This window comes from Acidimicrobiales bacterium (assembly GCA_035316325.1).
Taxonomy (GTDB): Bacteria; Actinomycetota; Acidimicrobiia; order Acidimicrobiales; family VFJN01; genus DASXTK01.
On the sequence record DATHJB010000240.1, the window covers coordinates 1 to 12,854 of the forward strand.

Below are 12,854 nucleotides of genomic sequence, written 5' to 3' on the forward strand. Positions count from 1 at the left end.
TCCGAGTCGGCCGACACCAGCACCATGCCGTTCGAGCCGGTCTCGGTGGAGCCGATGGCGTCGACGAGCATCGTGTTGGGCAGCCGGGTGAGGAAGCGCTGCTTCACGGTGGGGGAGAAGACCGCCGCGCTCGACGCCGCCACGAACAGCGACGACACGTCGACCGGGGCTCCCTCGCCGGCCTCCGCCGCGGCGTCGATCGCCTCCAACGCCTCGATGAGGGGGCGGGCCATCGCGTCGCCGGTCATCATCATGTTGTTGATGCGCCAGCGCTCGATGGTGCGCCAGGCGCCCTCCGCGTCGAAGCGGCGGGCCAGCACCGTGGTGCCGCCCTCGAACAGGAAGCGCAGCAGCGACCACTGGGCGGCGCCGTGCATCAGCGGCGGCAGGCACAGCGTGACCAGCGGCGTCTCGGTGGCCTTGGCCTTGTCGGCGAGCTGGTGCTCGTGGGTGACCGGCTCGTTGGTGTAGGCGTCGATCCCGCCGCCGAGCGCGTAGAACACGTCCTCCTGGCGCCACAGCACGCCCTTGGGCATGCCGGTGGTGCCGCCGGTGTAGAGGACGTAGAGGTCGTCGGGGGAGCGCTCGCCGAAGCCGCGCCCGTCGTCGGCGGCCGCGGACGCGGCGTCGAAGCCGAGGCTGTCGAGTCCCGCGGCGCGGCTCTCGGCGCCGTCGCCGACGTGGACGAGGTGGCGCAGCTGCGGCGTCTGGTCGCGGATGCCGGCCACGCGGGCGGCCAGGTCGTCGTCGTAGACCAGGGCGACGAGGTCGGCGTTGTCGACCAGGTAGCGCAGCTCGTCCTCGACGTAGCGGTAGTTGACGTTGATCGGGACGGCCCGGATCTTGAAGGCGGCGAGCATGGCGACGGCCCACTCGCGGCTGTTGGCGCCGAAGATGCCGACGTGGTCGCCGACGCCGAAGCCCTGGTCGAGCAGGTGGTGGGCGAAGCGGTTGGCAGCCGCGTCGAGCTGGGCGTAGGTGCGCGCCTCGTCGTCGACCACGAGGGCGACGCGGTCGGGGACGGCGTCGACGGCGTGCTCGAACAGGTCGGCGATGTTGTAGGCCATTGCCCCCTCCAGGGAATCTGACGGAGCGTCAGAAGTCTCCACGGGGGAAGATAGCGAGATGCAGTGGTTGCTGCTCGTCGCTGGGGCCGTGTCGTCGCTCGCCGTGTTCAACGCGGCTCGCCCGCGCACGGGCCGTCGTTCGTTCGTGCTCGGGTTCTTCGCCTCCTGGTACGCCATCGAGTTGGCGTTCCACTGGCTGGTGCTCGTGGTGGTGGTCGCGGCCGTGGGGATCGCCGGCGGGGGAGCCGACCACCTCGTGGGCCTTCTCGGCCTGCTCCTGCTGGCCCAGTCCGCCGTCGGGCTGCTGGCCCTGTGCCGGGAGAGCCTGCGCACCGGCGCCCAGGTGCACCGGGCGCTGTCGGACCTGCCCGACGGTCCGCCGCGACGCGCCGCGGGCGAGGGTGCCGCGTTCCCGTGGAGCCACGTGGCGCTGCCCGTGCTCATGCGGCGCCGCAGCGGGGTGCGGCAGGTCCGCAACCTGACCTTCGCCCGGGTCGCCGGTCAGGAGCTGCGCCTCGACCTCACGCTGCCCGCCACCACCCAGCCGGGCGACAAGCGTCCGGTGATCCTGCAGATCCACGGTGGTGCCTGGGTGATCGGCAAGCGGCGCCAGCAGGCCCAGCCCCTGCTGCAGCACCTCGCCGCCAACGGCTGGGTGTGCGTCGACGCCGACTACCGGCTCAGCCCCGGGGCCACGTTCCCCGACCACCTGGTCGACTGCAAGCGAGCGCTGGCCTGGATCGCCGAGCACGTGGCCGACTTCGGGGGCGACCCGCGCCACGTGTGCGTCACCGGCGGGTCGGCCGGCGGGCACCTGGCGGCACTGGTGGCGCTGACCGCCAACCAGCCCCGCTACCAGCCGGGCTTCGAGGACGTCGACACGTCGGTGCAGGCCGCCGTGCCGTTCTACGGGATCTACGACTTCACCAACCGGCTCGGCACGTACACCGAGCTCTTCCAGCGGCGCATCGCCGAGCGGCTGGTGGTGAAGGCGTTCCTGGCCGAGGAGCCGGAGCGCTTCGTGGAGGCGTCGCCGATCGACCACGTCCACCCGCTGGCGCCGCCGTTCCTGGTGGTCCACGGCGACCGCGACACCCTCGTGCCGCTGCCCGACACCCGGCTGTTCGTCGAGCGGCTGCGCGACGTGTCGGGCCAGCCGGTGCTCTACGCCGAGCTGGCCGGCGCCCAGCACGGCTTCGACCTGTTCCCCTCATGGCGCACGGCGCGGGTGGTGGAGGGGATCGAGCGCTTCCTCACGACGCAGTGGGAGCAGCGCACGGCTGTCGCTCCGGTCGCCGAGCTGACCGCCACCTCATCCGAAATTGCGTCCGAAGACCCGCACATAGCGGTCGAATAGACGCAATTTCCCGGGTCAGGCGGGGAGGGTCAGGCCCCGCTCCTCGACCAGCCGCGCGACCTCGGCGGGGAAGACGTTCCGCACCAGGAACAGGTCGCTCGACATGTTGTAGTCGGGGGCCAGCTCCTTGGCGTAGCGCTCGAAGTACATCATCTGCTTGGTCATCAGCACGAGCTCCCGGGCGGCCCGGGCACCCAGCTCCTGCTGCAGCTCGAGCTGCTGGCGGAACGTCTCGGCCAGGCTCACCTCGCCCAGCTTCAGGCTCAGCATGGGGTCGATGACCATCTGCAGGCGGGCGGCCACCTCGTCGACCGGGCCGACGTCGTCGGGCAGGATCCCGATGCGCTGCCAGGCCCGCACGATGCGGGTGTAGTCCCGGTCGACGTACAGGGTGTACTGCACGTCGAGCACCGCCTGGCGGTGTGCCGGGGGCAGCTGGCCCATGATGCCGAAGTCCAGGTAGGCGGCCCGGCCGTCGTCGAGCACCCAGAGGTTGCCGGCGTGGACGTCGCCGTGGAACGGGCCGTGGACCAGGGCCGCCTCCATCCACACCTTCACGCCCCTCCGGAGGACGAGCTCGCCGTCGATGCTGCGGGCCCGCAGCTCGTCGAAGCGGTCCATCGGGGTGCCGAAGAGGCGCTCCATGCAGATCACCCGGGGACCGCAGAAGTCCCAGAACACCTCGGGGGCGGTGATCCACTTGTTGTCGCCGAAGTCGCCGATGTGCTGGCGGAACTCGGACTGGCGGTGGGCCTCGAGGGCGAAGTTGAGCTCCTCGTTGGTGACCTGGTGGAGGTCCTCGACGACGCCGGGCATGTTCACGAGGTGGCCGCGCCTGGTGCGGTCGACCAGCTTGGCGATCCGGTAGAGGATGCGCAGGTCGCGGCTCATGCGGGTGGTGATGTTCGGGCGCTGGATCTTGAGGACCGCAGGCCGGCCGTCGTGGAGGACGCAGGCGTGGACCTGGGCGATGGAGGCGGCCGACAGCGGCACGGGGTCGAAGCTGGCGAAGACCTCTTCGGCGGCGGCGCCCAGGTCCTCCTCGACCATGGCGAGGGCCTGCTCGGCGGGGAACGGGTCGACGTCGTCGAGGGTGCGGAGGCAGGCGTCGGCGAGCGTGGCGGGGAACATGCCCGGCGACGAGGCGATCATCTGCCCGAACTTCACGAACGTCGGGCCCAGCGCCATGAACGCCTCGACCACCCCGACGCTGGCGGCCTTCGCCAGCCCGGTGCGCGGATGCCTCGGGTGGCGGACGACGTGGGCCACCACCGCCGACACGACGTGCGACCACAGCACCCAGCCGATCTCGGCGGCCCGGAGCAGCTCCCGCCGGCCGAACCAGGTGAGGCTCGGTGCCACGACCCGCAACGCTCGGGCGGGAGCGCCCGCGGCGTAGGGGCCCACGAACGGGCTGTCGCCGTCGGTCGTCATGCCCGGAGCATCGCGCACCCGGCTCGGGCGTCGTGGCCCCGCTACTGTCTGGCGCCGTGTCTGCGGTACGTGCACGCCTGGGGGCCTGGAAGAACAGTGCCGTCCCACCATTGCCCTCGTTGACCCCGCGTCAGCGCTGGTGGCTGGTCGGCATCGTGGTGGTCGGGGCAGTGCTGCGGGTCGCCTGGGGGCTGTGGGCCGCCACGCCGCCGGTCAGCTTCCGCGACCCCGCGGCCTACCAGATGCTGGGCGACAACCTGGCCCGCGGCGACGGCTACAGCTACCTGACCGGGCCCGGCGGCGAGGTGCCGGCCGGCATGTACCCGACGGCCTACTACCCGCCGGGCTACCCGCTGTTCCTCGGCGCCCTGTTCTGGCTGGCCGACCTGCTGCCGTTCGACGTCGACCACCTGTCGGTCGCCGTGGGCGCCAACGTGGTGCTGTCGACGCTCACGCTGCCGCTGGTGTTCGCCCTGGGCCGGCGGCTCAACGGCGTGACCGCGGGCCTGGTCGCCGCGGGGGCGTTGGCGATCCTGCCCAACACGATCTTCCACACCGGCGTCGCCCTCACCGAGTCGCTGTTCCTGGTGCTGCTGGTGCTGATGCTGCTGCTGGCGGTGCCGACCCGGGCGGTCGCGCGGGCGCCGGGGTGGCGGCGGCTGGTGGTGCTGGGGGTGCTGTTCGCCCTGAGCGCGCTGGTGCGGCCGGTGTCGCTGGTGCTGCTGCCGGCGTTCCTGTTCCTGTGGTGGCCGTCGTCGCTGCGGGTGGCGGTGAAGCGGACGGCCGTGGTGGTGGGCGCCGCGGCGCTGGTGATCCTGCCGTGGACCGTCCGCAACGTGGTCACGATGGACTCGCCGGTGCTGATCTCGGCCAACCTCGGCGACAACCTCTGCATCGGCTACAACGACGACGCCACCGGCGGCTTCACGGGCCTGCCGGCGTCGTGCGACGAGCACCGGGACGTGCCCCGGCCCCGGTTCGAGATCGTGCGGCAGAGCGACAACATCGACCACTCGGTCGAGTGGCTGCTCGACCATCCCCGCGAGCTGCCGGTCCAGGTGTTCTGGCGGGCCTTCTTCACGTTCAGCGACGACCACGACGGTGTCGCCGCCGTGCAGGACTACGGCGACGTCCCGTGGATGGCGCCCCGCACCGAGCGGGTCCTCGCCTTCGCCGCCGACGGCATGTACTTCGCCCTCCTCGGCTTCGCGGCCGTCGGCGCCGTCGCCGCGTTGCGGGCCCGCGCGGGCACCGGGCGCGACCGCCGTCAGACCTTCCTGATCCTCACGATGTTCCTGTCGGTCGTCCCGCCCCTCCTCACCTTCGGCGACCCCCGCTTCAAGGCCCCCCTCTACCCCCTCCTGGCGATCTACGCCGGCCTCACCCTGGTCGCCGCCTACCACGCCCGCCCGTCCCCCGCCCCCGACCCGACCCCCGACGAGCCGGCAACAGCCACCCCACCGGCCACCCCGGCCGAGGCTCTCGTCACCAGCTGACCCTCACCTCCAGACCTTGGGCCTGGAGAACACGTGCCCGACCTGATCCTGCACATGATCGGGCAGCCGGGCCGACCGGAGCTTCCGCTCGGCGATGGTGAACGACGCGTCGACCACCTTCCGCAGTTCGTCGGACCGTCTCGCCGGAGGGAACGCCGCCACGACCTTGGCCGCGGGGTGCAGCCGCCGGATGGCCCGCACCGCCGGGCAGAGGTCGCTGTCGGCCGACACGAGCAATGCCGTGTCGAACGCCTGGTCGGCCGCATCCTCGACGAGAGCGGCCGCGATCGCCACGTCGGTCTCCTTCTCCTCGTACGACTTTGTCCGCCCGCCGCAGAGCCGACACATGGTCATCGTCTCCTGGAAGCGCCCCAGCTCGATGGTCAGACATGTCGCGTGCGCTCCCAAGGCGTTCCAGTAGGTCTGCTGCCGCGCCATCCGGTCCGGTTGCCGCCGCAGCGGGGCTGTGAAGTAGCGCACGGCGGTGAGACGCTGGCCTTCGAGGAGCAGCGACTCGCAGAGGGCCTGAAGGTCGAGCCAGAGGTAGCGTCGTTCATGTTTGGCGCGTAGGCCGTGGTAGAGGTTGAAGCCGTCGATGTACGCGGTCACGCGCGTCATGGTCTGTTACCCTGTCTCCATTCCCCGCCAGTGGTGATGACCGCTGGCCCGACGACCCCCCGGCTTTGGGGGGTCGTTCTTCGTTTTCGGGAGCCCCGCCGCTCGTGGTCGTGACGCTACTCCGGGTGGCGCGAGCGAATGCGCACGTGACGGAAGGCACTTACCGTCAGGGTTGACGGTTTGTGGGGAGGGGGTCATGGTGGAGGAGTGGCACGGGGGACGAGACGGACGCAAGCGGAGCGGAGGGCGGAGACCCGGGCCGCGCTGCTGGATGCGACCGCCGGGTGTCTCGTCGAGCGGGGGTACTCGCACACCAGCACCAACGACATCATCCGGCTCGCCGGGGTGTCCCGGGGCGCCCTCCTGCACCACTTCGCCAGCAAGGCCGAGCTGCTGGGGGCCGCGGTCGAGCACGTCGCCAACCGCTGCGAGATGGAGTTCCGGGAGGCGTTCGCGGCGCTACCCGTCGAGGAGCGCACGCTGGAGCGGGCGGTCGACCAGCTCTGGGAGATCTTCCGCGGGCCGTCGTTCGACGCCGCGTTGGAGCTGCTGGTCGCCGCCCGCACCGACCGCGAGCTGCGCAGCGTCCTGCAACGGGTGCTGAAGCAGTTCGAGCGCAACGTCGCCGCCGACTTCGGCGTGCTGTTCCCGGCCGCCGCCTCGGGCGAGGGCGCCGATGCCCGCACCATCGTGCGCTTCGCCTTCGCCGCCCTCCAGGGCGCCGCCATCGCCCACGACATCGGCCTCGACGGCCAGGCCCGCGACATCGTCGAGATGCTGCGAGCCCTGGCGGCCGAGCTGTCGACCCCACGACCCGCACAGGAGCCCGTCAGATGAGCCTCGCCCTCGATGAAGAGCAGAGCGACGACAACTACCGCACCCTCGTCGAGCGTCTCAGTCGCCAGTCGGTCGAGAAGCACTTCGACGCCTACGCCGACGTCGACTGGGACGCCCCGGAGATGCGGATCGACCCGACCGACCCCCGCTGGGAGGTCCTCGCCGACGACCCCCTCGGCTCCACCGAGTGGTATCGGAGCCTGCCCCAGGACGAGCGGGCCCGCATCGGGCTCCACCGGGTGGCGACGGCGATGAAGACCGGGGCGCAGTTCGAGAGCATCCTCAAGCGGGGTCTGCTCGACTACGCGTCGGCCCTGCCCAACGGGTCGCCCGAGTTCCGCTACATCTACCACGAGGTCATCGAGGAGGCGCAGCACTCCCTGATGTTCCAGGAGTTCGTGAACCGCTCGGGCTACGACCCCCGCGGCCTGCCCTGGTACCTGCGCCTCGGCTCCCGGTTCGTGGTGCTCACCTCCCGCCTCTTCCCGCCGCTCTTCTTCCTGTTCGTGCTGGGCGGCGAGGATCCGATCGACCACACCCAGCGTCGGGCGCTGCGGTCGGGCGCCGAGAGCCACCCGCTGCTGGAGCGGATCATGCGCATCCACGTGACCGAGGAGGCGCGCCACCTGTCGTTCGCCCGCCACTACCTGAAGCGGACGGTGCCGACGCTCGGCCCGGTCCGCCGGCTGATCCTGTCGATCGCCGCGCCCCGCCTGCTGTGGGTGATGTCGCGGGCGATGCTGATGCCGTCGCCGGGCCTGCTGCGCCAGCACGGCCTCCCGAAGGGGACGCTGCGCCGCCAGGTCGACCGGGCCGAGGCGCAGCAGTACGTGAAGGACTCGGTGGCGAAGGTCCGTCGCCTGTGCGTCGAGCTGGGCCTCGTGACCCGGGTGTCGAAGCCGATCTGGAAGGTCAGCGGCCTGTGGGACGAGCCGGCGAGGGAGGCCTCCCGCTAGAACGTGTTCTAGTCTGGGGGCGTGGACATCGACGACACGCCGGAGGAGGCCGCGTTCCGGGCCGAGGCGCGGGCGTGGCTCGAGGCGCACGCCATCCCCAAGGGTCACCCGGACGACTTCTCCAGCGGCGTCTGGTCCGGCGAGTACGACGAGGACGGGTACGTCGCCCGGTGCCGCATCTGGCAGCGCACCCTCTACGACGGTGGCTGGGCGGGCATCACCTGGCCCAAGCAGTTCGGCGGCCGCGGTGGCAAGCCCATCGAGCAGGCCATCTTCAACCAGGAGCAGGCCCGGTTCGGGGTGTCGACCGGCGCCTTCATGATCGCCGTGGGCATGGCCGGGCCGACCATCGTCGCCCACGGCACGCCCGAGCAGCAGCAGCGCCACCTGCCCGGGATGCTGCGGGGCGACGACCTGTGGTGCCAGCTCTTCAGCGAGCCCGACGCCGGCTCCGACCTCGCGGGCCTCACCACCCGGGCCACCCGCGACGGCGACGAGTGGGTGATCAGCGGCCAGAAGGTGTGGACGTCGGCGAGCGAGCGGGCGGCGTGGGGCATCCTGCTGGCCCGCAGCGACTGGGACGTCCCCAAGCACCGGGGCATCACCTACTTCCTGCTCGACATGGCGACGCCGGGCATCACCATCCGGCCGCTGCGGCAGATGACCGGCGAGAGCCACTTCTCCGAGGTCTTCCTCGAGGACGTGCGGATCCCGGACGCCAACGTCCTCGGCGAGCCGGGGGAGGGGTGGCGCATCACCCAGACCACCCTCACCAGCGAGCGGTCGTCGATCGCGGGCGGCGCCAACGTCGACCCCGGCGCCCTCGCCGCGCTCGCCCGGCAGCACGGCCGCAACCACGATCCGGTGGTCCGCCAGGCCGTCGCCCGGGTGCACATCCAGGCCGAGCTGCTGCGCTTCCTCCGCTACCGCACCCAGACGGCGCTGAGCCAGGGCCGCCCGCCGGGTCAGGAGGCGTCGGTCATGAAGCTGGCGCACTCCCGCTACATGCGGGCGCTCACCCGGACCGCCGTGCACATCCAGGGCGCCGAGGGCCAGCTCGCCAACGGCGACATGTGGCGCCGGCGCTTCCTGCACGCCCCGTCGCTGAGCATCGCCGGGGGCAGCGACCAGGTGCAGGCGAACATCATCGGCGAGCGGGCGCTGGGCCTGCCGCAGGAGCCCCGGGACGACCGCGACGCGCCTTTCCGCCTGACCAGTCACGGTCACCAGTAGCTTTGTGCGCCATGCCGGGCCCGGACGCACCGATGGTGGACACCCTGACCAAGAGCCAGGCGGCGCGGCGTCAGCGGGTGATCCGGGCGTCGCTCGACCTGGCGGCGGAGGGCGGCTACGACGCCGTGCAGATGCGCGACGTGGCGGCCCGCGCCAACGTCGCCCTCGGCACCATCTACCGCTACTTCTCGTCGAAGGACTCGCTGCTGGCCTCGGCGATGGTCGAGTGGGTGGCCGACCTGGAGAAGACCGTGCTGGCCCGTCCACCTGCCGGCGGGAGCACCGGCGACCGGGTGATGGACGTGCTCGACCGGGCGTTGCGGGCCATGGACCGCCAGCCCCAGCTCACCAGCGCGGTGGTGACGGCTCTGACGTCGGGCGACCCGGCCGGCGTCGAGGCGATGGACGGGATGACCAGCGCCCTCGCCCGCATCATGCGACCGGCGTTCCCCGACAGCGTCGACCCGGCCGAGGAGGCCGCGGTCACCAAGGTGCTGGGCCACGTGTGGTGGTCCTGCCTGATCAGCTGGGCCAACGGCATGGGCGACATGGCCTGGGTGTCGGACGAGCTGCGGGAGGCCGCCGACCTCCTCACCCCCGGCTTCGACTGAGGGTCGAGCGAGGGGGCGGGAGGCCGACGGCGGTTCGAGCGGTTCAGCCGCCGCAGTGGTCCTCGTAGCCGGGCAGCACCCCGTAGGACCAGGTGCCGTCGGCGTTGGGCTCGACGCTGGCAGCCACGCGGATCAGATCGGCCTTGGAGACCTGCCAGGCCGTGACCACGATCGTCTCGCCGTCGACGTCGAAGGTGACGGAGCCCATGTGGGCCATGGCGCCCTGCATGGCTCGGTAGCGGCCGGGGCGGTCGCCGACCTGGACCGCCTCGTCGGAGGGATCAGCGCCTGGCGCCGGCCGGTGCACCACGATGGCGAGCTGGTCGGCCCAGCTGGGGTCGATCGGCTCGGTGGCCAGCTGCATCGAGATGTAGGAGCGGCCCAGGCTGTCGGCCGGGGCGGTGGACGGCGGGACGGGGTCGCTCGGGACCGTGGGGGGCGGCTCGGTGCCACCCAGCGGCGTGGTGGTGACGGTCCACTCGGCGCAGCTCGCCGGCTGGAGGTCCGTGACCGCGGCCCCTGGCTCAGTGGCGTCCGGCTCGGTGCCCGGCCCGGCGGTGGTGTCGTCGGCGGGGGAGGAGCCGTCCCGGGACGACACGGCCACCGCGGCGGCGAGGCCTCCCACCGCGACCACCGCTGCCGCGGCGAGCAGCGCCCGCCGGGCGACCGGTGCCCGCCGGGCCGGGGACGCCACCAGCGGCACCAGGGCGACCGGCGTCGGGTCCCAATCGGCCTGGGCGTCGTCGCCGTCGGCCATCCGCTCGGCGCGGGCGGCCAGCGTGCGGCGCAGGCGGTTCTCCGCCTCCTCCGGGGTGAGCAGGTCGTTCACGGGGTCATCTCCTTGCGCAGGGCGGTGAGCGCCCGGTGGATGCGGGTGCGGACGGTGGCGGGCCGGCACCCCATGACCTGGGCGATCTCGTCGACCGCCAGGTCCTCGTAGTAGCGGAGCACGAGCGCCACCCGCTGGTCGCGGGGCAGGCGGTCGAGCAGCGCCCAGGTCTCGTCGAGCTCGGGCGGGTCGACCCAGCCACCCACCCGCGGCTCGCGCTCGCGGGCCATCGCCGATCGCGACCGCCAGGCGAGGCAGAGGTTCACGACCGTGCGCCGCAGGTAGGCCGCGGGTACGTCGAGGGACCGCCAGCGGCCGTGGACGCGGAGGAACGCGTCGTGCACGATCTCCTCCGCCACGGCGGCCTGACCGGTCATCAGGTAGGCCACCCGACGAAGGCGATCCCGCTGGTCGCGGTAGAGGGCGCTGAAGTCGTCCTCGACCCCGGTGTCGGTCCGTCTCGAGCTGGTTCCCGTCATCACACCCTCATAGATCGGTGGGACAGCCGATCCGTTCCCTGGGAAGGACCACGTCGTCGCCGGCTCGACCATCATCCGGCATAGGGAGGCTCGCCGAGGACCGGGTCGGCCGCCGGCGGGAGCGGGAGCCCCGGCGTGGTGACGGGCGGGGCCGGTGTCGTGACGGTCGGCGGCGGCGCGGTCGGGTCGGGCGCCGTTGCGGGCGTCGTGACGGTCGGCGGCGGCCCCGTGGGGTCGGGTGTCGTGACGGTCGGCGGCGGCACCGTCGTCGGCGCGTGGGGGTCGTCGTCGGCCGCGCTGCTGCCGGCGAACAGGCCGATGCCGGCCGCCGTGACGGCGGTGACGGCGGCGGTGATGGCCAGCGTGCGGCAGGCGCGGGCCCGGGGTCCGTTGTCCAATGTGCGCTCCTCGTGGGTGGTTCCACAGCCGTTTCGCCGCGGTACCGAGTACTGATCGACGAGGGCCGCGTTCTGTTCCCCGGGCCGGGTTGACACCCACTGACCCGAGGGTCAAGAGTCACGGGAGCCGGGTCACGTCCGTCCCCGGTGACGATCCATCCAAGGGGGACCCCAATGCGTGCCGCTGTGCTCCGCAACACTGGTGACGAGCAGCTGGAGCTGCGGGACGACGTCGAACTGGTCGACGTCGGTCCCGGCCAGGTGAAGGTGAAGATCGAGGCGACGGGCGTGTGCCACTCGGACGTGTCGGGCATGTCGGGCCTGATCCCGCAGCCGGTGCCGTTCGTGCCGGGCCACGAGGGCGCGGGCGTGGTGACCGAGGTGGGCCCGGACGTCACCAGCGTCAAGGAAGGCGACCACGTGATCGTGGCGTGGAGCCCGCCCTGCGGCCAGTGCAACTTCTGCGTGAAGCACCACCAGCCGCACCTGTGCGTGAACATCCAGTTCGCGGTGGCCGGGGTGCCCAACTTCCGCATCGCCGGCGACCCCGTCTTCGGCTTCGCCGGCACGGGTACCTTCGCCGAGGAGGTGATCCTGCCGCACCAGGCCGCGATCGCCGTCGACAAGGACGTGCCGTTCGAGATCGCCTCGCTGGTGGGCTGCGGCGTGATGACGGGCGTGGGCGCAGCGCTCAACACCGCCAAGGTGACGCCGGGCTCGTCGGTCGTGGTGTTCGGCTGCGGCGGCGTGGGCATCGCCGCCATCCAGGGTGCCCGGGTGGCCGGGGCCTCCGAGATCGTGGCGGTCGACCTGGTCGACCAGAAGCTGGACGACGCCAAGCGCTTCGGTGCCACCCACGCGGTGAAGCCCGACGACCTCGAGGCCGCCAAGAACGAGATCACCGGGGGCGACGGCTTCGACTACGCCTTCGAGGCGATCGGCCTGCCGCAGACCATGCGCAACGCCTTCGACGTGACCCGCCGCGGCGGCACCACCTGCATCATCGGCGTGGGCGCAATGGACAAGCAGGTGTCGTTCAACGCCTTCGAGGTCTTCTTCGCCGAGAAGAACTTCACCGGCTCGTACTACGGCTCGGCCGACGTGCGCACCGACTTCCACCGGGTCCTCGGCCTCTGGAAGAACGGCCGCCTCGACCTGGAGGGCATGATCTCCCGCCGGCTCGCCCTCGACGACGTCAACGACGCCGTCGCCGCGCTGAAGGCCGGCGAGGCGATCCGCTCGGTGATCAGCTTCGCCGAGGTGCCCGCCGTCGTGAAGACCTAGCCGCCGGACCGAAACTGCGTGGCAGGTGGTGCCGTGGCGGCCACTTGCCACGCAGTCTCGCGTCCGGACCCGAACACCGGCCGGGGGACCCGCCCGGTCGCCAGCACTGCCGCGGCCACCCCGACCGCGGCGTCGAGCACGTCCGCGTTCGCCATGTTCGTACAGTACGACTGCAACTACCTGTCGACCCAGCCTCAGTGGCGTTTCGCTTCGGGCGTGACCTCTGCTAGAACCTGTTTCAGTTTTCGACGCACG

14 protein-coding genes are annotated in these 12,854 nt (G+C 71.9%); 7 read left to right on the forward strand and 7 right to left on the reverse strand.

Annotated features, from left to right (window positions below; all coding sequences use genetic code 11):
- Positions 1-1,067 (reverse strand): AMP-binding protein (locus tag VK611_30905; protein HMG45780.1); only part of this gene is annotated, 1,067 nt, incomplete at its 3' end.
- A 58-nt stretch (positions 1,068-1,125) separates the two neighbouring features.
- Between VK611_30905 and VK611_30910 the strand changes: the two genes are divergently transcribed.
- Positions 1,126-2,424: an alpha/beta hydrolase gene (locus VK611_30910; protein HMG45781.1), complete on the forward strand. Its 1,299-nt coding sequence runs from the start codon at positions 1,126-1,128 to the stop codon at positions 2,422-2,424.
- A gap of 15 nt (positions 2,425-2,439) precedes the next feature.
- Here VK611_30910 and VK611_30915 read toward each other — a convergent pair whose 3' ends face one another.
- Positions 2,440-3,858, reverse strand: coding sequence for an AarF/UbiB family protein (locus tag VK611_30915; protein ID HMG45782.1), 1,419 nt, complete (start codon positions 3,856-3,858; stop codon positions 2,440-2,442).
- A gap of 119 nt (positions 3,859-3,977) precedes the next feature.
- On the opposite strand from VK611_30915, the gene VK611_30920 reads away from it, so the two are divergent.
- The gene (locus tag VK611_30920) at positions 3,978-5,354 is read left to right on the forward strand and encodes a glycosyltransferase family 39 protein (protein HMG45783.1); all 1,377 of its coding nucleotides are present in this window, start codon (positions 3,978-3,980) and stop codon (positions 5,352-5,354) included.
- A gap of 3 nt (positions 5,355-5,357) precedes the next feature.
- Here the strand turns inward: VK611_30920 and VK611_30925 are convergent, their stop codons facing one another.
- Complete coding sequence (locus tag VK611_30925; protein HMG45784.1) at positions 5,358-5,963, reverse strand: NYN domain-containing protein; 606 nt, start codon at positions 5,961-5,963, stop codon at positions 5,358-5,360.
- 216 nt (positions 5,964-6,179) lie between these two features.
- Here VK611_30925 and VK611_30930 point away from each other — a divergent pair, with 216 nt between their 5' ends.
- Genes VK611_30930 through VK611_30945 form a run of 4 tightly spaced genes read left to right on the forward strand, consistent with a single transcriptional unit; the run spans position 6,180 to position 9,609 of the window.
- Positions 6,180-6,809, forward strand: a complete 630-nt coding sequence (locus VK611_30930) for a TetR family transcriptional regulator (GenBank protein HMG45785.1) — start codon at positions 6,180-6,182, stop codon at positions 6,807-6,809.
- Positions 6,806-7,765, forward strand: a complete 960-nt coding sequence (locus tag VK611_30935; protein HMG45786.1) for a diiron oxygenase — start codon at positions 6,806-6,808, stop codon at positions 7,763-7,765. Before VK611_30930 ends, VK611_30935 begins: the two co-directional genes overlap by 4 nt.
- 21 nt (positions 7,766-7,786) lie before the next feature.
- A complete protein-coding gene (locus VK611_30940; GenBank protein HMG45787.1) occupies positions 7,787-8,998 on the forward strand; it encodes an acyl-CoA dehydrogenase family protein in 1,212 nt (403 codons plus the stop codon).
- 11 nt (positions 8,999-9,009) lie between these two features.
- Positions 9,010-9,609: a TetR family transcriptional regulator gene (locus VK611_30945; GenBank protein HMG45788.1), complete on the forward strand. Its 600-nt coding sequence runs from the start codon at positions 9,010-9,012 to the stop codon at positions 9,607-9,609.
- A gap of 43 nt (positions 9,610-9,652) precedes the next feature.
- On the opposite strand, the gene VK611_30950 is transcribed toward VK611_30945, so the two are convergent.
- From VK611_30950 to VK611_30960, 3 genes are all read right to left on the reverse strand, one after another.
- Positions 9,653-10,438 carry a hypothetical protein gene (locus tag VK611_30950; protein HMG45789.1) on the reverse strand — a complete coding sequence of 262 codons (786 nt, stop codon included), beginning with the start codon at positions 10,436-10,438 and terminating at the stop codon, positions 9,653-9,655.
- Positions 10,435-10,917 (reverse strand): sigma-70 family RNA polymerase sigma factor, encoded by a 483-nt coding sequence (locus VK611_30955; GenBank protein HMG45790.1) that lies wholly within the window; start codon positions 10,915-10,917, stop codon positions 10,435-10,437. The genes VK611_30950 and VK611_30955 overlap by 4 nt, the downstream gene beginning before the upstream one ends.
- Positions 10,918-10,988: 71 nt before the next feature.
- A complete protein-coding gene (locus tag VK611_30960; GenBank protein HMG45791.1) occupies positions 10,989-11,315 on the reverse strand; it encodes a hypothetical protein in 327 nt (108 codons plus the stop codon).
- A 174-nt stretch (positions 11,316-11,489) separates the two neighbouring features.
- Here VK611_30960 and VK611_30965 point away from each other — a divergent pair, with 174 nt between their 5' ends.
- Complete coding sequence (locus VK611_30965) at positions 11,490-12,599, forward strand: Zn-dependent alcohol dehydrogenase (GenBank protein HMG45792.1); 1,110 nt, start codon at positions 11,490-11,492, stop codon at positions 12,597-12,599.
- Here the strand turns inward: VK611_30965 and VK611_30970 are convergent.
- Positions 12,596-12,754: a hypothetical protein gene (locus VK611_30970; protein ID HMG45793.1), complete on the reverse strand. Its 159-nt coding sequence runs from the start codon at positions 12,752-12,754 to the stop codon at positions 12,596-12,598. The genes VK611_30965 and VK611_30970 overlap by 4 nt on opposite strands.
- Between the last annotated feature and the right edge of the window lie 100 nt (positions 12,755-12,854).

Excerpts from the sequence above, each read along its gene's own strand:
- VK611_30910 (HMG45781.1), top strand. The coding sequence starts at position 1,126 with ATGCAGTGGTTGCTGCTCGTCGCTGGGGCCGTGTCGTCGCTCGCCGTG.
- VK611_30915 (HMG45782.1), bottom strand. The coding sequence starts at position 3,858 with ATGACGACCGACGGCGACAGCCCGTTCGTGGGCCCCTACGCCGCGGGC.
- VK611_30935 (HMG45786.1), top strand. The coding sequence starts at position 6,806 with ATGAGCCTCGCCCTCGATGAAGAGCAGAGCGACGACAACTACCGCACC.
- VK611_30945 (HMG45788.1), top strand. The coding sequence starts at position 9,010 with ATGCCGGGCCCGGACGCACCGATGGTGGACACCCTGACCAAGAGCCAG.
- VK611_30955 (HMG45790.1), bottom strand. The coding sequence starts at position 10,917 with ATGACGGGAACCAGCTCGAGACGGACCGACACCGGGGTCGAGGACGAC.
- VK611_30965 (HMG45792.1), top strand. The coding sequence starts at position 11,490 with ATGCGTGCCGCTGTGCTCCGCAACACTGGTGACGAGCAGCTGGAGCTG.
- VK611_30970 (HMG45793.1), bottom strand. The coding sequence starts at position 12,754 with ATGGCGAACGCGGACGTGCTCGACGCCGCGGTCGGGGTGGCCGCGGCA.